Here is a 21,631-nt window from a genome sequence, read left to right as displayed (position 1 = left end):
CTGTCGACATGAAAAAGCCGGGCCCCAGGGCCCGGCTATCGATCGATGAATGAAACGACCCGAGTGCAGACGCCAAGCATGAGAACCTGGCGTGAGTGCCTAGGCGATGCTGGCGTGCTCTGGCTGGTCGACACCTGCCAGGGCGACGTCATCGCTGAGTACGACGACATCATCCAGCAACGGAATCGAACCGGGACCGTCGTCGTCAGCCGTCATCAGCGACATCGTCGAGGCTGAGGCAGTGGTTGCCGCGTTGGCTTCCGGCGTCAACGTGAACGATTTCAGGTTCATCGCGCCGCCGTTGAACGTCAGCCGAAGTGTCTGCTCGCCGGCGGCGAGATCCAGCTCGATACCGTCGTTGGCCTGATAGTTGTTCCAACCGCCGGTATTGGTCACCGCCTGGGGCGTGGCGCTGGTATAGACGGCGCCATCCTGCTCGACGCTTGCGGTCACCGTTCGCCCGCTGGACATCGTCGCCGCAGCGAATGACAGCTGATAGGTACCCGCCGTGGCAACGTCGATGGTGTATTCCACCCATTCGCCGTTGGCGATCGAGCCGATCGAATTGCCGTTGTCGCGCAGATCGACGCCTTCGTTTCGGGTGGTGTCGCCCAGCTGGGTCTCGCTGCTGTCGTGATAAGCGACCTCTGGGCCGCCCTGGTCATAAAGCCCCGCGTTCAGCGTGAGGCCATCGTCGACGGCCCAGGGCGTAGCCGAGTCGTTGAATGCCGTTTGCGAAGGCGGTGCCAGACTGAACGATTCCAGATTCTGCGATCCGCCGTTGAAAGTCAGACGCAGGGTCTGCGTGCCCGCTTCCAACGCCACGTTCTGACTTTCGGTCTCTGCGAATGTGCTCCAACCGCCCGTGTAGTCCACGCCGATTGTCGCCACTTCATAGACGCCGGCGCCATTGTCGAAGGTGGCAGTGATCGAGCGGGCGCTGCCGGTCTGTGCGCCCAATGCGGACAGGAACGACAAATCGTAGACGCCGGCCTGATCGATCTCGAGCGTGTATTCGACCCACTCCCCGTTTTCGATCCAGCCGATGGCATCCCCGTTGCCCTGGATGTCCACCCCGCCCTCGCGGAAGTGAGTCCCCATTTGGGTCTCGCTGGAATCCTTGTAGGTCAGATACGACGCGCCCTCATCGAATAGTGCCGCGTCCAGCGTCAGGCCGCTCTGTTCGACGACCCAGGGTGTAGCGGACTCGTTGAAAGGCGTTCTCGCGGCCGGCTCGATACCTTCGACCAGGAAGACGTTGTCGTTGTAGTCATAGTTGATACCGGTGTAGTCCATGACCACGAAGTATGTATTGGCGATGGCATTGCCATCGGTGTCGTAGGCCTGAAAAACGCGCACGGTATGGCCACGTTCGATCCCGGCATCCTCGGCCGGAGGCGTGTTCCCCCCATGAGGATTCAACGACGGATCGGTCGACTGGTTGGCGATCGAGATCCCGAAGATATCGTCGCCCGCCCAGCTGTCGGGGATCCGGCCTGCATTAAAGATCGAAGTGGCATAATCGCCATTGGCCACTTGCGGTAAGAACGACTGGCTATACAGGCTGTCATGATTGCTCAGCGACACTCGCGCCGACTTGTCACCCGGGGCATGCAGCGCAAGCAGTGCACCGCTATACCCGTGTAGCGCGGCCAACTGCGTGACCGTAACCGATTCCACGCCGTCCGCAATCTGCCAGTAGCGTGACAGCACTTCCTGATCATTGACCGCTCGGTAGAGATCGAAATCCTGCAGCACGGACTCACCGCCACCGTCGAGCGTCGACAAGCCATCGATGTGATTGCCGAAGCCGAACACCCGCCAGATTTCGTTGAGATTGGGCTCCCAGCCGCCCTCGTCGCGCGCCTGCCAGAAGCCGGCCAGCTGGATCTCCGTCACCGGTTGGTCGGCGTCGTCCGAGACGATCGTCATGGTGCCTTCGAACACGCCGTCGGCGGCATTGCTGGCCGGCGGCGTATAAGCGGCGCGATTGAATAGGACGCCCACTTCGATGGATTCCCCGGGTGCCAATCTCAGATCGTTCAGGGCATCCGCATCCGCCAGCATGAACGGGCCGCTCAGCTTCACGCTATCGACCCCCAATTCCCCGGTACCGTTATTGGTGATGATGACCGAGCCACTATCCTTGTACTCCCGCGCCACGGGAGACGAGCTGGTGGCATCGTTGTCTTCGAGATAATTGAAAGCGATGCGATCATCGAAATAAGCCGGATCGGTACTGACGATGCTGATGTCGCCATTGCTGATGACCGCCAAGGGCGCGGCGGGCACTTCCAGCGAATCGATATCCGGGCCGACGCCGTTGGGCGCGGTCACCGCGATGGTGTTGCTACCTTCACTCAACGTCATCTTCACCGTCTGGGTGACCCAGTCGCTGACGGTCCGGCTCTCGGCAGGAAAATTGACAGCCGGGTAGCTCTCTCCGTTGACCGTCAGCGCCAGGGGACGATCGGCCTTGCCGGTGGTCAGGGAGTAGCGGAAAGTGACCTCGTAAACGCCGCTCTGGCCGACGTCCACGTTCCAGGTAACGGTCTGATCACCGGTGCCCACGAAGTCGACGAACCCGGTACCCGACGCATCGCGGTCGCTCTGCGTCGTGGGGACGACGATCGCGCCGCCCTGTAGAACGGCATTCTCGGCCTCATAAATTTTATACTCCGGCGCCGTGTCCTCCCTCTGCAATTGCAGCCGGTCGATGTTGGGGCCGGTATTGCCCACGTTGGCGAGTCGAACCACATTGTCCCCGGCACCAAGATCGATCTCGACGGTAGTCTCCGTCCAGTTTTCCCAGCCCGCGCTACCCACGCCAGTCGATGCAAAGGCAATCGTCCCCTGCGGATCGCCGTCCACCGACAGTGTCATCGGGCGATCGCTGGAGCCACTGGCAGCGTAGCGAACCGTCAACAGATAGGTCCCCGCTTCGGCGACGTTGACCGAAAACGACCCCGCATCCCCCGCCTGAGAACCCATATCCAGATAGCCGGATCCGCTGAACTCGCCCCAAAGACGATCGGCACCGCCACCACTCGATTCGGGATTATTGGCATTGCGAACGACCGTGTCGGCGATCGAAGCACCATCGTCGATCAGCAACGATTCGCCCTGGAGAGTGAAGACATCGCCCGACCAACCTTCGGCGTTGACGATCTCGACATCGACCGACTGCTCACCGTTCGTCAGCTGCTGGCCGCTGTCATCAAGCGCATCCAATTTCAGGTTGGTCACCCCGCGATCCAGATCGGACGCCAAAGGGAACCGATAGGGAGTGTCGGTAGAAACCAGTTCGCTGGCTGCACCAGTCGAGTCGGTCAGCGTCAAGGCGACGCCGGCCACGTCACTGGCGAGAAAACCGCTACTGTCGATGGGCGTCACCTCGAGCCGATAATCGTCGCCGAGCAAATCACGGGTAATAGCAGCGCCCGGTGCCAATGTCTTGACGATGTTGCCTGTCTGCACATCGATGATTGACAACGTGAACATGTATGAAGCCTCTACGCGTTATGGGGGTACGGGGTTGTAAAAGCCGCCCTCGACTTCGATTGCTTGCCCGGGGGACGAGGAGGCCGGGCACCCCCATGGCTGCCCGGCTTGTTGACCGACGGATCGGAATGAGGGTTCAGTGGGATCTGGTCTTAGGCGACGCCGACGTGCTCCGGCTGGTCGACACCTGCCAGGGCGACGTCATCGCTGAGTACGACGACATCATCCAGCAACGGAATCGAACCGGAACCGTCGTCGTCAGCCGTCATCAGCGACATCGTCGAGGCAGTCGCAGTGGTTGCCGCATTGGCTTCCGGCGTCAACGTGAACGACTGCAGGTTCATCGCGCCGCCATTGAACGTCAGCCGAAGCGTCTGCTCGCCAGCGGCGAGATCCAGCTCGATACCGTTGTTGGCCTGATAGTTGGTCCAACCGCCGGTATTGGTCACCGCCTGGGGCGTGGCGCTGGTATAGACGGCGCCGTCCTGCTCGACGCTTGCGGTCACCGTTCGCCCGCTGGACATCGTCGCCGCGGCAAACGACAGCTGATAGGTCCCCGCCGCGGCGACATCGATGGTGTATTCCACCCATTCGCCATTGGCGACCGAACCGATCGTATTGCCGTTGTCGCGTAGATCGACGCCTTCATTTCGGGTGTTGTCGCCCAGCTGGGTCTCGCTGCTGTCGTGATAAGCGACTTCCGGGCCACCCTGGTCATAAAGCCCCGCGTTCAGCGTGAGGCCATCGTCGACCGTCCACGGCGTACCCGACTCATTGAATGCCGTTTGCGAAGGCGGCGCCAGACTGAACGATTCCAGATTCTGCGATCCGCCGTTGAAGGTAAGACGCAGGGTCTGCGTGCCCGCTTCCAACGCCACGTTCTGACTTTCGGTCTCTGCGAATGTGCTCCAACCGCCCGTGTAGTCGACGCCGATCGTCGCCACTTCATAGACGCCGGCGCCATTGTCGAAAGACGCCGTGATCGAACGGGCGCTGCCAGTCTGGGCGCCCATTGCAGACAGGAATGAGAGATCGTAGACGCCGGCCTGATCGACCTCCAGCGTATATTCGACCCACTCCCCGTTCTCGATCCAGCCGATGGCATCCCCGTTGCCCTGGATGTCCACCCCGCCCTCGCGGAAGTTGCTGCCCAGTTGAGTCTCGCTGGCATCCTCGTAGGTCAGGTACGGCGCGCCCTCGTCGAACAGCGCGGCATCCAGCGTCAGGCCGCTCTGATCGACCTCCCAGGGCGTCGCGGTCTCGTTGAAAGGCGTTCGTGTCGCGGGTTGAATCCCTTCGATCAGATAAACGTTGTCGTTGTAGTCGGAATTGCCGCCGTTATAGTCCATCAGCGCAAAATAGGTGTTCGCGATCGCGTTTCCGTCGGCGTCAAAAGCTTGGACCATGCGGAAATAGTAACCGGTCTCGATTCCCGGGTCGGCGTTGGAGGACTGGTTATTGAGAGACGGGTCGGTCGACACGCTTGCCGCCGAAAAACCGAAGATATCGTCGCCCAGCCAGGCATCCGGTACCTGCGCGCGACTGATCGTCGTGGTCGCGAAACCGCCGTTGGCGAGGAGCGGCAGGAAAGACTGATTATAGGGCGAGTCATGATGAACCAGACTTCTGGCATCGCTCTTGTCGCCGGGCTCGTGCATGGCAAGTAACGCGCCTCCCGGACCGTGCAAGCCCGCCAACTGCGTGACCTTGGCCGTCTCGGCGCCGTCGGCAACCTGCCAGTAACGCGAGAGAACTTCGCCCTCCAGCGCGGCTTCGTAGCGTCCGCCAGTATCCACCTCCGACAGGCCGCCACCCTCCAGCGTGGAGAGCCCGTCGACATGATTACCGAAGCCAAAGACCTGCCAGATTTCGTTGAGATTGGGCTCCCAGCCGCCCTCGTCGCGCGCCTGCCAGAAGCCGGCCAGCTGAATTTCGGTGACGGGGTGATCCACGTCGTCGGATTGAATCGTCAACGTGCCCTCGAACACGCCGTCATCGGCGTTACCGGCCGGGGGGGTATAGGCTTCCCGGTTGAACAGGACGCCAACCTCGATGGAGGCACCGGGGGCCAATCTCAAATCGTCCAGCAAGTGGGCGTCGGCCAACATGAATGGACCGCTCACCGCCACGCTACCGACCGCCAATTCCCCGGTGCCGTTGTTGGTGATGACGACCGAACCGCTGTCCTTGTACTCCCGAGGTCCGTTCTCAGGGTGGGTGGCTTCATTGTTCTCCAGATAATTGAAAGCGATACGATCATCGAAGTACGCCGGATCGGTGCTGACCACGCTGATTTCACCGTTACTAGAGGCCGCCAGAGGCGCATCCGGCACTTCCAGCGAATCGATATCCGGTCCGACGCCGTTGGGCGCGGTCACCGATATCGAGTTAGTGCCGGCGGTCAGCGTCATATTGACGGTCTGGGTAACCCAGTCGCTGACCGTCTGGCTCTCGGCAGGAAAATTGACAGCCGGGTAGCTCTCTCCATTGACCGTCAGCGCCAGAGGGCGATCGGCCTTGCCGGTCGTGAGCGAGTAGCGGAAAGCGACCCCGTAAACGCCGCTCTGGTCGACATCCACGTCCCAGGTAATGGTTTGATCGCCGGTGCCCACGAAGTCGACGAAGCCGGTGCCCGAGGCGTCGCGGTCGCTCTGCGTCGTAGGGACGACGATCGCGCCGCCCTCGAGGGTCGCGGTCTCCGCTTCATAAGCCGCATAGCCCGGTGTCGTATCGTGAATCAGGACTTCCAGCTGATCGATGTTGGGCCCGGTATTGGTCGTTGACTGCAGGCGGATGCTGTTGGCCCCGGCTATCAGTTCAGCCGGGATATCCAACGTCTGCCAGGTATTCCATGCCGCGTCGCCACTGGCGCCGACCGGTGGCTGGAAGGCGTAGGTGCCGATGCTCTCGTCATTGACGAAGACCTCCAGCGGCCGATTTGCCGTTCCCCCATTGGCATAACGCACCCTGAGGACGGCGTCACCAGCATCGGCGGCGCTAATGTCGACGTTGAAGGTGATGAAGTCGGCGGTGGTAGAACCGAAGTCGGCATACCCGCCGACGATGCCGTCGCTGTAATCGGTGTTGCCATCCAGCCCGTAGGCGCCCGGCCGAATGCCATAAGGCGGATTGGTCGGGCTGACCTCCGGCGTGTCGCCATCGCGAATCACGATCTGGGCATCTGCGCCAGAGGCGATGACGGCCTGAGACTCATCCTCGGCCTGAACCGTAGCGATCGTGGTCAGATCGGCGTCTCCATCGCCGGGCACGATGACATCACCGGGCACGGGGTCCAGGCGTATGACCTGGCTCTCGCCGGTACTGCGGTTGAGCGTCATCAGATAGAGCTGGCCAGTCAGCGGGTTCTCGATGATATCCAGCGGGTCGACGTATTTGATGACATTGCCGTCCACGTCGCGCAGCACGTTGTCGCTCGCGACATTGCCATCCTCGTCCAACGAGACCCAGCGAATATCGTCGCCTCCCGAGTACTCGACGAACAGCAGGCTTCCATTCAGCGTTGCCCCGAAGATATTGCTGGTGTATTCGATCGCGCCGTTCGGCGATCGATTGGTGCCCAGCGAATAGATATCGTCGAATCGATAGTTGCTGTCGGGTTGGGTCCCGACCTCGTAATCGCCCGTCTCGTAGAGATCATCGCCATCGGTCGGATTGCCGCCGTTGAAAATGTATTCGTCGCGCAGCGAGTCCGGATGGCCGTAGTAGCCGCCCTGGTCGACCTTGAACAGCCAGTCGTCTTCGATACCGACGTTGCTCAAGGCCTCGTTGTAGTCCGTGGAAGGATCATCGGGGGTGACACCGCCAGCCGCGGAGCCATTGGTCGAGGCGTACAGATTGCCATTGGAGTGCCAGACCAGGTCGTAGGCGTTACGAATGCCGGTCGCATAGATCTTGAGTACCGCATCGTCGGCAAACGGATCGTAATAATCGATCAGCACATTGCCATTGACGTCCTGCATCGATGCAGTGCCGTCTTGCGCGAACACCAGGTACTGGCCACCGCCCATATCGATGGGCCCGTTCTTGATATCGCCGTCATCATCCTGATAACGGGTATTGGAGCCATCGGTGGGGAGCGGTTCGGTCGAGACATCGAAACCGCCTGTGGGTGCCTCTCGAGTCGGATCGACCTCCAATACCGCGGCGTTCAGTAGCCGTTCCGGACGATTACCCCAGGCGCTGTCGTCGCCGCCCATCGCTGTATTGGCACCCTGCGAGACGTACAGCAGATAGGGCGGCACGTCGGGATTGGTCTCGGCGTCGTATTCCGGGTTGGCGTGGAAGACCAGGCTGTTGGTGACGTGGTCGCCGTTGGAACGCGGCAGGCCCGAGATATAAGTTTCCGCCGATCCCGAAAACGTACCGTCACTATCATCGATCGTGATCTTGCTGACTCGGCCGCTGAAATCCGGTACGGCGTTGTCGCGCCCCGTCAGCGGGATCGGGTAATTATCGGTCACCCACAGCACGTTGGGATCGGTCGGATCGAAGGTAAGCCCGACAATACCGCGGGCGCCGGCGTCGGTCTGGAAATAGTCCAGTGCCAGCGTCTGCTCATTGGAAAGCTCCCCTGTCACGGCATCGATATCGTAACGCTTGATCTCGCCGTTCAGGGTCGACACGTACATCTGGGTGTTGTCGGGAGAGAGGGTAATGGAGCTGAACAGATAGGCGCCGTCCTGCGCGCCGTCGAGCTCGACATGGGTACCGAACGCTACCTCGCTGTCCTGAACCTCCGCCTCGGCCCCGGTGACGAACGTGGTGGTGAACTTCTGGAACTCTCGGGTCGGCGCATCCGGATCGGTGTTGCTGCCACGGTCCTGAAAGCCATCGATCACCAACGTGTAGCTGGTGTATTCGTCCAGCTCGTCCGTCGGCGATATGGTCAGCGAATCGAAGCCGCCGGTGGTGTTGATGTTGAAAGCCACGTCTTCGCCGGTAACGGTGTTGAAGAGTTTCACCGAGCCATCGTTGAGGCTCTCCAACAGTGCACCGCCGCGGCCCTCGACGACCGAGATTCCGATGAAGAAATCCGAGGTCGGATCGATACCGACCGGCTGGGTCCCATCATCGGCCTGCAGATGGACTTCGACCTGCTGCTGCCCTACCCCTGCCACCGCTCTAGGGTCGGTAAAATAGGCGTAATCCGCCGGTGCCTCGCGGTCGTCGTCGGGGGTCAGATCGGGCAGCGACTGGATCTCGATGTACTGAATTTCGGTGTTGTTGCCGTCGACGCCGAGAGAGTCCAGGGTAAGCCGGCCATCGGTGACCTGGACGACCCGCGTGATCAGACTGGAACGATAGCCATCGCTATCGTCGGTGGGATCGTTGTCGGCCGGAAATCCGCTCGGCCGCGACGAGGCGAACGGCGTGTTGAAGGCTTCGCCCTCGGCATTGATGGCGTTGACGCTATCGTAAGCGCCACCGCTATCACCGATCGAGATCGTGACTTCGTAGTAGCCATCCTCCAGCTCGATCTCCCAGCCCGCCGCCTGGCTGTAGCCCGGTTTGTCGAACCCAGCATAAGTGGCCTGCAACGGATCGACATCGTCGAGTGACCCGCTGCGGTCGCCGAGTGCATCGCCATCCTGACCGGCGATCGCCATTGGCGTCGTGCCGTTGTCCGTTCCGTCGGCGATCGACCCCGCCGTCACCCATCCATACTGGTATGTCTGGCCATCCACCTGCAGCGACTGCTGCCCGAAGGCCAGGCCCGTGTCGGCGACGTAACCCTCCGGCGTCGCCGCTCCATTCGGCTGAAAATTGATCTTGGCCTCGAATCGGTTAACAGGCTCGGCGCCCGGATTACCGCCGCCGTCGTCCGCCATCGAATGAATCGACAGACTGTCGATGTTGGGGCCGGTGGTGCCAATGTTGGCGAGTCGAACCACATTGGCACCAGTGTCGAGATCGATCTGGACGGTGGTCTCCGTCCAGTTGTCCCACCCCGCACTCCCCGTTCCCGTCGACGCGAAGTCGATCCTTCCCTGAGATTCACCGTCGACCGACAGCGCCATCGGACGATTATTGGGTCCACTGGCGGCATAACGGATCGTCAGCAGATAGGTGCCCGCCTCGGCAACGTTGACCGAGAAAGATCCCGCGTCCCCTGCCTGCGCCCCCATATCCAGATAACCGGAGCCACTGAAGTCTCCCCACAGGTGGTCCGCACCGCCACCGCTGGGTTCCGGGTTATCGGCACTGCGTACCACGGTATCGGCGAGGGAGGAGCCATCATCGATAGCGAGTGCTTCTCCCTCGATCGAGAATACCAGCGTCGGATCTGCCGGCAGCGCGTCTGCATACTCGAAACTGATCTGATCGATATTGGGACCGTTGGGCACGCCTCCCTGGGCGGTCGATGGCAGCGTCAATGTCAGCGTATTGTCGCTATCGGACAGCGGCACCGACACGCTGATCTCGCTCCAGTTGGTCCAGGACCCCGTCGGCGGAAACGAAACCAGCGTGGGTTCCGCGCCGTTGACGGACAGCAGCAACGGCCGATCTCCCGTCCCGCCATTGACGTAGCGAATCGTCGCGGTGTAGACGCCAGGCTCATTGGGCGCGACGTCAAAAGTCACGGCGTCTCCCGCGTCGGTGCCAAAATCGACGTAACCACCACCGATCGCACCGGCGCCGACATTGCCGAGCGCATCGGGATGTTGACTGTCGACGACTCGGGTCAAGCCGGGGCTGTTCGTCGCCCCGCTGTCGTCGATAGAGACCAGATTCATATCTTCGGCCTGGATGACCAGAGATGCCGGACCGTCGTCCGCCGCGACCGCGGTCAACGTCAGACTGTCGATGTTCGGGCCGCCGCCGATGACGTTCTGCAGGCTAACCACGTTGGTCCCGCTACTCAGGTTCAATGTCAGCGAGCCGCTGCCCCAGGTTTCCCATCCGGCCGTACCGGTACCGGTCGACGGAAATGCCAGGTTGCCCTGATCGACGCCATCGACGAGCACGGCCATGGGACGCGAGGCGCCAGCGGCGCCACTTGCCGCATAGCGGACATCCAGTTGGTAAGTCCCGGCCGTCTCTACCTCGACCTCGAAATAGGCCGCGTCGCCAACCTGCCCGCCCATATCGAGATAACCCGGCCCACTCGAGCCATTCCACAGCCCATCGGGGCCGGCGGCTGCCGACGATTCAGGATTGGACGGCGAGCGAATCACGGTATCGGCCGCCGAGGTGCCATCGTCCGGCGTCAGCGATTCGCCTTGAAGCGTAAAGACGTCGCCCGACCAGCCTTCAGCGTTGACGATCTCGATATCGACCGACTGTTCGCTACCCGCCAGCAACTGGCCATTGTCATCCAGGGCGTCCAGCATCAAATTGATCAAACCGCGATCCAGATCGGACGCTAACGTGAACCGGTAGGGGCTCTCGGTAGAAACCATTTCGCTGGCTGCGCCGGCCGAATCGGTCAACGTCAAGGCCACGCCGGCCACGTCACTGGCGAGAAAGCCGCTACTGTCGATGGGCGTCACTTCGAGCCGGTAATTGTCTCCGATAAAATCCCGAGTGATGGCAGCACCTTGTACCAATGTCTCGACAGTGTCCCCTGTCTGCGCATCGATGATGGATAGCGTGAACATGTATGAAGCCCCTACGCGTTGAGTTAATGGTTGTGAAACGAGCGAAGATGAACGTCTCTCGTTCGGTGCTGACAGAGGCGCCATTTCACCTTCATTAACGAAGTGTCGGACATCACCTGTCGCTGATTGTTATTGGCAGAGACCTTGGAACTGATGCGTGACTAAAGTTCTACCGGTGGAGACTCACCGATGGCAACCTAGCGTGTCTGCCTGCCAAGGCAAAGTTGAAACTTTTAAACCCGAAAAACGAATTTAAGTAGCCAAGTGGTGAAAAAGCGCCTCCAGACTCTTCGATTTCGTTGAGCTATCATCGCCTTAGACTCGCTGAAACACCACCCATGACAGCGGCGCTTACATAAAATTTCAAGACTGGTAAAAACCACACCAAATCACTTATAAAACTAATGCCACGGAATTACAAAGGACCACACTCCAGCTCATGAAACGCGCTAGTTTTGATCGCCAGCATTTTAATAGAATCGTAGAAACAAGCCCGCGACAGAACCCAAGCCATTGTTTTATAACCCATGAAAAATCCAGAAAGGATTAGAATATCGATACCGACGCCAATAAAACCAGAAAAACAGACTTGTAAACTTGTTCACAATTTCCGCATGCTGGTCACGTGATCTACTCGTCAACGCCACCCGACAACGTCAATTCCAGAAGAGAAAAGATCGTGGCAAAGCCCAGTGATAAAACAGATTTACAATTGGCGTTAGCAGCCAGCCGCCAGGCTTTTCTATACATTCTGCTGTTCAGCCTGTTCATCAATCTGCTGATGCTGGCACCGTCGATCTACATGTTGCAGGTGTATGACCGAGTCGTCACGACACGGAGCTCTGAAACGCTGCTGATGCTGACGCTGGTCATCGTCTTTCTATTCATGGTGATGGGCGCGTTGGATCTGGTCCGTTCACGCATTCTGGTGCGTGTCGGCAACAGGCTCGACATGCAGATCAGCGAGCGTCTGTATCAGGCCACCTTCAAGCGCGCATTGCAGGTACCCGGCAAACCCTCGGCTCAGCCCTTCAACGATCTCACCACGCTGCGCCAGTTCCTGAGTGGCAACGGCCTGTTCGCGTTCTTCGATGCGCCATGGATACCGGTCTACATCGCGATTCTGACGCTGTTCCATCCCTGGTTCGGAATCTTCGCCACTGTCGCGGCCTGCATATTGATGGTGCTGGCCTGGATCAACGAGAAGAGCACGCAGTCACTGCTCGGCGAAGCCAATCGCGAACACGTCCAGTCCCAGGATCTGGCCCAGAGCAACCTGCGCAATGCCGAAGTGCTTCAAGCGATGGGCATGTTGCCCAACCTGCTCGCCCGCTGGCGCATCAAGCACCATGACTACCTGCTGCATCAATCCCACGCCAGCGACCGTGCCGGCGTGCTCAGCAATCTGTCGAAAACCCTGAGAATCATGTTTCAGTCGCTGATCCTGGGGCTGGGCGCCCTCCTGGTTATCGAGGGCAGTCTGACCGGCGGCATGATGATTGCCGGTTCTATCCTGATGGGACGCGCTCTGGCTCCGATCGACCAGATGATCGGCGGCTGGAAGGGATTCGTCGCCGCGCGAACTGCTTATGCCAGACTCAACGCGCTGCTGGCGGCGATACCCGCGGAACCGCAGCGCATGCCGCTGCCGCCACCGGTCGGTCGTCTAGCGCTCGAGGCGGTAACGGCCGCCCCGCCCGGCGACAGTCGGCCGACGCTGTGGGAGCTCGACCTGCTATGCAACCCGGGCGAGCACATCGCCATCGTGGGCCCTAGTGCAGCGGGCAAGTCGACGCTGGCGCGGGTCATCCTGGGCGTATGGCCGGTCCAGAGAGGCTGCGTTCGGCTGGGCGGCACCGATGTCGGCCAGTGGGCTCGAGAACGGCTAGGCCCTTTCATCGGCTATCTGCCTCAGGACGTCGAGCTGTTCGACGGCAGTATCAGCGAAAACATCGCCCGATTCGGCAACATCGATCCGGACCGCGTCATCGAAGCTGCGCAGAAAGCCGGTGTCCACGACATCATCCTGCGACAGTCGGCGGGCTACGACACCCAGATCAGCGGCAGTGGTGGCGTGCTGTCCGGCGGTCAGCGTCAGCGTCTGGGCCTGGCCCGGGCGCTCTACGGCAACCCCGTTCTGGTGGTCCTCGACGAGCCCGATGCCAACCTCGATGCCAGCGGCGAGCGTGCGCTACTGCACTGTCTGCGCCAGCTCAAGACCCAGGGCACGACCGTTTTCATCATCAGCCATGCGACCGCCATTCTCGACCATGTCGACCGAGTTCTCATGCTGCAGGAGGGACGCATGGTCGCCTGTGCTCCCCGCCAGTCTGCATCCAAGGCTTCGGAGCCGCCGCTCAGACCGGTGGAGTCCCCCGTACATTCGATTCGGATGCGCGCCCGCGGCAAGTCGGAAGACGCACCCGTGCCACCCCCTCAATCAACGGAGCCGCCGACGCCATGACGCTTTCCTCTTCTGCGCCGATAGCGCTTGGCGCGCCTGTGCCCAAGGTCCCTACCAGCGATCGAGCCAGCCGTCGGTGGGGGCTGGGGATACTGGTGATCGCCCTGGGCGGCTTCGTGCTCTGGTCGCTCACCGCTGATCTCGCGGTCGCGGTAGTCGCTTCGGGATCGGTGGCGGTGGAAACCTCGACCAAGAAGGTTCAGCACTTCGAGGGCGGCATCGTCAAACGCATCCTGGTCGAGGACGGCGATAGCGTTAGCGCTGGAGACTCGCTGATCGTGCTCGACGATACCCAGCCACTGGCCAAGCTGTCGATCGCCGAATCGGAGTATCGAATCGCGCTCGCCAGCGAAGTGCGACTGCTGGCGGAACAGAGCGACCGCGATACGCTGACGTTCCCGGATACGTTACTGAACAATGTATCGCCACGTGTGGAAGCGGTCGTCGACGTCCAGAAGCGGCTATTCCAGGTCGGTCGCCAGTCGCTGAAGGATGCTCTCTCGGCACTGGACGAAAAGGCCCGCCAGATGCAGGAACAGATCGCCGGCCTCGAAAGGCTGCAGCAGGTCAACCAGTCCAAGATCAAGTCGCTGACCGGAGAAGCCAGCGACTACCGCACGCTGTTCAAGGAGGGCCTGGGCGACAATCAGCGTCTGCGCGAGCTCGAACGACAAGTCCTCGAGTATCAGGGGGAAAACGCCCAGCACAGCGCCGAAGTGGCCCAGTTACGCTCGCAGATCAGCGAAAACGGCTTCCAGAAGGAGATTCGCCTGCAGGAGTACCACCAGGAAGTCGGCGAAGACCTCAAGGACGTTCAGTCTCAGGTTACTGACGCTGAAGAGCGGGTCACCGCTCTGCGCGATCAGGTCCACCGCACGGCTATCGTCGCGCCGGTTTCGGGGACCGTCGTCGGCCTGCAGATCCACACCCAGGGCGCGGTCATTCGATCGGGCGATACCGTCATGGAGATCGTCCCCGCCAACGAAGCGTTCATCGTCGAGGCGCGGATCCCCGATCGCGATATCGATAACGTCCATCCCGGCCAACCCGCCGAGATTCGCTTCAGCGCCTTCAATCAGCGGCTTTCCAACGTCATTCAGGGCGAAGTCGCCAACGTGTCGGCGGACAGCTTCGAAGACGAGGCTACCCACAACCACTATTACAAGGCGCGCATTCGCGTCACCGACGAAGGCTATTCCAAGATGACGTCGTCGATGCAGCTACTGGCCGGGATGCCTGCGGAAGTGATGCTGAAAACCGGCGATCGCACCTTTGCCAGCTACATGTTCAAACCGTTCAGCGACATGCTGGCCCGTGCGATGCGAGAAGAATGATGAAGACGATTCATCGATGGATGCTGACCGGCTGCCTTGCCGCACTCACCGCCACCGCACAGGCTCAACCGCTCGACATCACGTCGCCGGTACCCGAATCGAATAGCACCACGCCGACCCCGTTACCGTCGCTCTCCGAGCTGGTCGCCCGAGCGTTGAGCTACGACAGCGGCCTGCAGAGCCAGCGACTGGACAGCCAGTCGGTGGCTCAGGAGGTGCCGATGGCACAGGCCGGATTGCGCCCTCGGCTCGACGCCACTGCCGCCTATCGCTACACGGATGCCGACAACATCTATACCAAAAACCCCGGTGACTACCCTGACGAGGTCTACGACGATCGCGTTGCCGGCAAGACGAGAGACACCAGTTGGGAGCTGCGAATGACCCAGCCGCTATTCAGTCTGGAACGCTGGCGACGGGTCGGTAAAGCACATGCTCAGATGGATGCCGCAACGTTGAAGGTGGCGGTCGCCGAGCGCGATCTGGCGGTCAAGGTAGTGGAAACCTATCTCGATGCCTATCAGGCCTCTCGCAAACTGGGCTTGCTGATCGCTCAGCGGGAATCGCTGGTACTGCAGCAGCGTCAGGCCCAGCGCGCCTATGACCTGGGCATCGGCGATCGGATCAATCTGCTGGAATCCCGGTCGCGGCTCGACCAGGCGGTAGCCGATCAGACCTCGGCGGAGAATGATCTCGCCAATGCGCTAAGCGATCTCGAACGCCTGTCCGGCACCGCGCTGAGCTTTGATCCTGCGTTGATCGACACCCCGGAGAAGCTGGACATCGCCCCGGAAGCCCGCCCGCTCGAAAGTTGGCTGGCACAGACCCAGGACAACGTCCAGGTGCGTCTGGCAGCCGAGCAGCAGCGGGTGGCGCAGATCGATACCGACGTCCGCGGCGCCACGCGCTATCCCGAGCTCAATCTGGTCGTCGGCTACAGCGATGTCGACAGCAACGATGCGCTCAGAACGAGCAACGACCTCACCGCCAGTATCGAGATGAACCTGCCGATCTATCAGGGCGGCTACACCTCCGCCAGCATTCGACAGGGCGAACTGACGGCCATGGCCGGCACCGTAGCGGTGGAAAACGAGCAGCGCCTCGCCCAGCAGGAAGTTCGCAAGCGACTCCTCAGCATGCAGGGCGACCTTCGCCAGATCGAGGCGCTGCAGCGCTCGGTCGAATCCGGCAGTTTGTTCCTGCAGGCGGCGATTCGCGGTGAGTCCCTCGGTCTGAGAGACCTGGTCGATGTTCTCGACGCTCGCTCCTCGCTCTACGATCTCCGTATCCGTTTCATCGAGACGCTGTGTCTCTATCTCAAGGATCGCACTTATCTCGCGGCCGCTGTGGGGCAACTCGATACCTCGGCACTGACGGATGTGGCCGCCATCCTGGCTCGCGTCGAGCATACCTCTTCCAACCGCGCCGGGTGAGCCTGCGTCGCTGTCGCACTCGCGATCGCGTACAGCCACAGAGTGATCTGCTACCTTGATGACAAGATGTCGAACGATCCGGTTCGACAGTGGCAATCAAGAGGATGGCAATGAATCTACCGCTGTGGTGCCTGCTGATAACCGCGCTGCTACCTTTCTGGCTGGCCTTCTGGGGCAGCAGCGTCAGGCGCCGGGAATTTGGTCATCTGGATAATCAACACCCGCGCCAGCAATATGCGCAGATGGAGGGTAAAGGTGCCCGATTGTGGGCGGCACAGAGCAATGCCTGGGAGGCGCTGGCACTGTTCACGGCCGGAATCGTTGCCGTGCAGACGACGACGGGTGGCGGTTGGCTGGCAGACGTTGCCTGCATCGTTTTCGTGCTGGCTCGCATTGGACATGGGCTCTGCTATGCCATGAATCTCGCAACGCTGCGTTCGGCCATCTTTTGCGTGAGTCTGGTCGCGGTGCTGTGCCTGTTTGCCACGGCGTTCCTGTAGAGACCCTCTAACCGTGGGCCACGGGCGTTCGCCGAGCCCGTGGTCGCCTCCCTGGGGGCTATCGGCGACGACTGAGCAAGAGCAGACTTCAAGTTCTGATGCCTCGGGCCGATGAAAGGTCTTCGAGTCACCGCTCGTGAATGCCTGCTGTCTTTCCATCGCGACCGAGGCCCGATTCCATGTCCAGTACCGACGAATCCGAGAGCGCATCAGCGCAGGAACCCGATCCCGCCGACGAAGAGGCGGTAGTGACCGTACCGATCGATGGCCACTTGTCGGTCTTGCCTACAAGTCATCGGCAACTGGCTCTGGAAGCCATGATGGCAGCCCAGGTGTCCTACTGGCGATGGTCCGCGCCCGATCGCAGCTTGCTGTTCGGCAGCGTGACGACGACGCCCGAAGATGAAGATGACTATCTGCGCATCGATTCGTGGGGATTGCTGAAGTCGACGCCACCGCCGGAGCGACGGCGCCTGATCGCGCTGTGGCGCCGGCTCAATGACGGCCACCAGGATCGAATCGACACGCTGATACAACCCGACGCCAGAACTCCCTCGGTCCGATGGCATGTTCGAGGCGCGATTACGGCGCGGGACGTTGACGCTCTGCCGGTCTCCGCCACCGGCACCTGGGAAATCATCGAAGAGTCGCGCGACCGGCGCAGCGTGGATAGCGTCAAGGCTCACGCCTTCGTGGCGTCGCGTGACCCCATGCTGGTGGTGGACGAACAGTGGCACATTCTGGAAACCAACGATGCCTTCAACCAGCTCGGCGGGCTGCCTCTCGACGCGATACTCGGCCAGACTTTGCAACATTACATCGAGGCCGATGTCCTGCACGGCGATCCTGCAACGGCGGTTGCCAACGATCGCTTGCAGCACCATGAGGGCACCTTTCATATCGAGGGAGCCCCCGCCATTCCGGTCGAGCTAACGCTCAGCCAGTTCACGCTGGATGGGACCGGCCTGGTCCGCTACATCGCCGTGCTACGGGACATCTCGGCTCGCAAGCGTTCCGAGCGCGAACTCGAGCAGCTCGCCAGAATCGACGCCCTGACCCAACTGCCCAATCGGGCGACGCTACAGCAGACGTTGAATCGACGGCTTTCCCGACTCTCGACCGATGATGGGCTCGCCCTGCTGTTCATCGATCTGGATGGATTCAAACACATCAATGATTCGCTGGGTCACCAAGCGGGCGATATTCTGCTGAAAATCATGGTCAAACGCCTGCGCGCCACGCTGCGCAGCAAGGACCTGGTCGCCCGCTGGGGCGGCGACGAGTTCGTGGCGATCATCGACATGGGAAGCGACACCCCGCTGGTCGACAGGATCGCGCTGCGCCTACTCGAAGCGCTGTCTCATCCGATGGTGATCGGCGGCCATCAGATCAGCGTTACCGCCAGCATCGGTATCGTCCATGCACCGCGAAATGGCCGTGACGGCGAGACATTGCTCAGGCACGCCGACCTCGCCATGTATGCGGCCAAGGACCAGGGCAAGAACGCGATCGTCACTTATCATGAAAAGCTGAAGCATCACAATCTGGAGCAAATGTCGATGCTTTCCCTCCTGCGGGAGGCGATCGCCGAGGGGACGCTCGATTTCGTCGTTCAGCCCAAGTTCGATAGCCACAGCCGCATGATCGGCGCCGAACTATTGGCGCGCTGGAAGACCCTCGAATATGGTCAGGTTCCCCCCGATACCTTCGTACCGCTCGCCGAACGCAACGGTATGGCCACTGCGCTGGGCAATCTGGCCATCGATCGGGCTGCCGAGTATGCCGCGCGTCTCGCCGCATTGGGCAATCCGTTGCCGGTGGCGGTCAATATTTCTGCGTTACATGTGATGGACGATAGCCTGCTCGATACGCTCTGCGACGCCTGTCGGCGTCATGCCATCAGCGTCGATCAGCTTGAACTTGAAGTGACGGAGTCCGTTTTTCTGGAGAACACGTATGCCCCGGAAACCCGAATCGAACATCTCAGGCGTCAGGGCTTCCGTGTCGCGATGGATGATTTTGGCGCCGGTTATTCATCGTTGGGCTATCTCAAGCGACTGCCTTTCGACACCATCAAGATCGATCGCAGCTTCATGAGCGATCTCGAAGTGGATCCGCGCGCTCGCCATTTGCTGGCAGGTATCGTCGGGCTGTGCGATATGCTCGGCATGGATACCGTCGCCGAAGGCGTCGAAACCGGCGAACAGTGGCAGCTGCTGCAGACCCTGGGCGTGAAGCAGTATCAGGGCTATTGGCTGGGGCGCCCGATGAGTCTGGAGCAATTGCTCGACAAACTCGGTGACTGACGACAGAGAGACTCGTGGACGATGCCCCTCAATGGCCCTCAATCGCAAATGCATCGCTGAAAAGCCGTCACAGAGAACCCGAATAAAAGCAGAGCCAGAAGGAAGCGCTCGAAGCGATGGCATCGCGAGCTGTGCTGACGTAACGTGACGAGCATCCCCATTTCCGACGCCGATTCGTGACGCCTCATGTCCCTGACTTTCAGCTTGATCGCCCCAGCCTCCTTTACCCGCCCCGAGATACTCGAGCAAGCTGCTCAAGCCTTGCAGCTCCTGGGCATCGACGTCCGCTTCCCCCGACAGCTGCAGAATCCGACCCGCTATCTGGCCGGCGATACGGCTCACCGTCTGCAGGGGCTTTATGCTGCCTACGCGGACCCGGACACCGATGCGGTGTGGGCCGTTCGCGGAGGTTATGGCTGCGCCCATCTGGCCACCGAAATCGACTGGTCTCGCCTCGCCTGCAAACCCTTGATCGGCTACTCCGACCTGAGCGTGCTGCTGGACCAGTGCTATCGTCACGGGTTACCCGCCATCCATGGCCCAGTCATGAAAGAGGGAGTGAAGCTCAACGCCGAGGACGCCGATCTTCGCGCCGCCGGCCAACGCGACTTCCAGGCCCTGCTCGCCCTGCTCGGAGGCCAGACGCCCGAGAGCGTGGCGCTGACATCCGTCTCTCCGACACTGGAGACGGCCCCCATCGAGGGGCCCATGGTCGGCGGCAATCTGGCGACGCTGGCCAGTGTCGCCGGTACCCCGTTGGCGTTTCGCGCGCCGCCTGGGGCGATCGTCATTCTCGAGGATGTCGGCGAACCGTTCTATCGACTGGAGCGCGACCTGTGGCAGTTGGTCTATTCGGGCGCGCTGGATGACGCTGCTGCGGTCTGCCTCGGCACGTTCGAAGGCTGCATACCCTACGGTGATCTGCGGATCGAGACGCTGCTCGAGACGTGGCTGGCCCCCCGGGGTTTGCCGCTGTACACGGGCCTGCCGATCGGCCATGGCCGCGACAACCTCCCCTGGCGCTATGGGTCGAAGGCACGCATTGACGCTAATCGACTCCATTTCTTGAACTGAATCTCTCGCGCCACGTCAGCCAAAGTGACGCGATCAGCTCGAAAAAACGCCGCCTCGCGCAATGCGAGGCGGTATCGGTTCAACCAAGTTGAAAGAAAATTGGCGAGCGACGATCAGACAAGGCGAAAATCAACGAAAGAGCGGAGTTTACGGGACGTAAATGAGCACCTTAAGTTGATTTTCAACACAGTATGATCGAGCGCAGCCCTTTTCTCAGGGCAGACGTTCGAACACGGTCGCCACACCCTGCCCCATCCCGATGCACATCGTTGCCAGACCCAGTTTGGTGTCCTGCTGGCGCATCACATTGAGTAGCGTGGTACAGATGCGCGCGCCGGAACAGCCGAGCGGATGGCCGAGCGCGATCGCACCGCCATGAAGGTTGACCGCGTCGTCCATACGATCGAGCAGTTCGAGATCTTTCAACACCGGGATCGACTGCGCCGCGAAAGCCTCGTTGAGCTCGACCGTCTGGATATCGCCGATCTTGAGACCGGCCTTGGCCAACGCCTTCTGCGTCGCCGGTACCGGACCATAACCCATTATCGAGGCGTCACAGCCGGCGACACCGGTCGACACGATTTTGGCCAGGGGCTCGAGACCCAGCGATTTGGCGCGCTCGTAGCTCATCACCATCAGCGCCGAAGCGCCTACCGACAGCGCCGAAGAAGTGCCTGCGGTGACCGTTCCGTTCCTGGGATCGAAAGCCGGCTTGAGCGAGGCCATCTGCTCGAGCGTGGCATCCTCGCGCACGACCTCGTCATGCTTGATCAGAGCCCGGTAGCCCTGCTGATCGTGGCCTTCGATCGGCACGATCTCGTTGTCGAAGTAGCCCAGACGGTTGGCTTCGCTGGCACGTTGATGAGAGCGTAGTCCGAACTGATCCTGCTGTTCGCGGGTCACGCCATGCATCTTGCCCAGCAGCTCCGCGGTCAGGCCCATCATCATCGCGGCCTTGGCCGCGCTCTTGCTGGCCGCCGGGTTGACGTCGACGCCGTGAGTCATCGGCACGTGTTCCATGTGCTCGACGCCGCCGATCAGGTAGCAATCGCCCATGTCGGCGCGGATGTTGGCCACCGCGATATGCAGCGCACTCATCGACGATCCACACAGACGATTGATGGTCTGTGCCGGAACCGAACGCGGAATGCCGGTTAGAATGGCCGCATTACGCGCGATGTTCATCGACTGTTCCAGGGTCTGATTGACGCATCCCCAGAGGATATCGTCGACGCCTGCGGGATCGAGCTTCTCGTTACGTGTAAACAGCGCCTGCATCACGGCGGCGGAGAGATTCTCGGCACGCACGTGGCGGAAGGCGCCGTTTCTGGCTTTGGCCATGGGGGAGCGTACGGCATCGACCACCACGGCATCTCTGGCATTCAAACTCATGTCTGTGA

Annotated in this window: 9 protein-coding genes; 6 read left to right on the top strand and 3 right to left on the bottom strand. The window is 61.0% G+C overall.

What is annotated here, in order from left to right; genetic code table 11:
* Nucleotides 1-99: 99 nt before the first annotated feature.
* Together DOM58_RS02240 and DOM58_RS02235 are read right to left on the bottom strand one after the other, a co-directional pair.
* Nucleotides 100-3,501: a carbohydrate-binding protein gene (locus DOM58_RS02240; protein ID WP_110691622.1), complete on the bottom strand. Its 3,402-nt coding sequence runs from the start codon at nucleotides 3,499-3,501 to the stop codon at nucleotides 100-102.
* A gap of 152 nt (nucleotides 3,502-3,653) precedes the next feature.
* Nucleotides 3,654-11,120, bottom strand: a complete 7,467-nt coding sequence (locus DOM58_RS02235; protein WP_245392118.1) for a carbohydrate-binding protein — start codon at nucleotides 11,118-11,120, stop codon at nucleotides 3,654-3,656.
* A gap of 712 nt (nucleotides 11,121-11,832) precedes the next feature.
* Here DOM58_RS02235 and DOM58_RS02230 point away from each other — a divergent pair.
* From DOM58_RS02230 to DOM58_RS02205, 6 genes are all read left to right on the top strand, one after another.
* Nucleotides 11,833-13,584, top strand: a complete 1,752-nt coding sequence (locus DOM58_RS02230) for a type I secretion system permease/ATPase (RefSeq protein WP_245392117.1) — start codon at nucleotides 11,833-11,835, stop codon at nucleotides 13,582-13,584.
* Complete coding sequence (locus DOM58_RS02225; RefSeq protein WP_075563715.1) at nucleotides 13,581-14,918, top strand: HlyD family type I secretion periplasmic adaptor subunit; 1,338 nt, start codon at nucleotides 13,581-13,583, stop codon at nucleotides 14,916-14,918. The genes DOM58_RS02230 and DOM58_RS02225 overlap by 4 nt, the downstream gene beginning before the upstream one ends.
* Entirely contained in the window at nucleotides 14,918-16,351 is a 1,434-nt protein-coding gene (locus tag DOM58_RS02220; RefSeq protein ID WP_245392116.1) for a TolC family protein, read from the top strand. Before DOM58_RS02225 ends, DOM58_RS02220 begins: the two co-directional genes overlap by 1 nt.
* Nucleotides 16,352-16,461: 110 nt before the next feature.
* A complete protein-coding gene (locus tag DOM58_RS02215; RefSeq protein WP_157957475.1) occupies nucleotides 16,462-16,851 on the top strand; it encodes an MAPEG family protein in 390 nt (129 codons plus the stop codon).
* Nucleotides 16,852-17,030: 179 nt separating this feature from the next.
* Nucleotides 17,031-19,157, top strand: coding sequence for a putative bifunctional diguanylate cyclase/phosphodiesterase (locus DOM58_RS02210; RefSeq protein ID WP_188113764.1), 2,127 nt, complete (start codon nucleotides 17,031-17,033; stop codon nucleotides 19,155-19,157).
* Between the two features lie 186 nt (nucleotides 19,158-19,343).
* Nucleotides 19,344-20,231 (top strand): S66 peptidase family protein, encoded by an 888-nt coding sequence (locus tag DOM58_RS02205; protein ID WP_110691616.1) that lies wholly within the window; start codon nucleotides 19,344-19,346, stop codon nucleotides 20,229-20,231.
* A 213-nt stretch (nucleotides 20,232-20,444) separates the two neighbouring features.
* Here the strand turns inward: DOM58_RS02205 and fadA are convergent, their stop codons facing one another.
* Nucleotides 20,445-21,623 carry an acetyl-CoA C-acyltransferase FadA gene (fadA, locus tag DOM58_RS02200; RefSeq protein WP_110691615.1) on the bottom strand — a complete coding sequence of 393 codons (1,179 nt, stop codon included), beginning with the start codon at nucleotides 21,621-21,623 and terminating at the stop codon, nucleotides 20,445-20,447.
* Nucleotides 21,624-21,631: the final 8 nt, after the last annotated feature.

This window comes from Salinicola halophyticus (assembly GCF_003206695.1).
Classification (GTDB): Bacteria; Pseudomonadota; Gammaproteobacteria; order Pseudomonadales; family Halomonadaceae; genus Salinicola; species Salinicola halophyticus.
Note: the sequence above shows the minus strand (reverse complement) of the source record. Positions and strands in the feature narration are given on the sequence as shown.

Coding starts and splice junctions, on each gene's coding strand:
- DOM58_RS02215 (WP_157957475.1), top strand. CDS start 16,462: ATGAATCTACCGCTGTGGTGCCTGCTGATAACCGCGCTGCTACCTTTC.
- DOM58_RS02225 (WP_075563715.1), top strand. CDS start 13,581: ATGACGCTTTCCTCTTCTGCGCCGATAGCGCTTGGCGCGCCTGTGCCC.
- fadA (WP_110691615.1), bottom strand. CDS start 21,623: ATGAGTTTGAATGCCAGAGATGCCGTGGTGGTCGATGCCGTACGCTCC.
- DOM58_RS02240 (WP_110691622.1), bottom strand. CDS start 3,501: ATGTTCACGTTGTCAATCATCGATGTGCAGACAGGCAACATCGTCAAG.
- DOM58_RS02210 (WP_188113764.1), top strand. CDS start 17,031: ATGTCCAGTACCGACGAATCCGAGAGCGCATCAGCGCAGGAACCCGAT.
- DOM58_RS02235 (WP_245392118.1), bottom strand. CDS start 11,120: ATGTTCACGCTATCCATCATCGATGCGCAGACAGGGGACACTGTCGAG.
- DOM58_RS02205 (WP_110691616.1), top strand. CDS start 19,344: ATGTCCCTGACTTTCAGCTTGATCGCCCCAGCCTCCTTTACCCGCCCC.
- DOM58_RS02220 (WP_245392116.1), top strand. CDS start 14,918: ATGAAGACGATTCATCGATGGATGCTGACCGGCTGCCTTGCCGCACTC.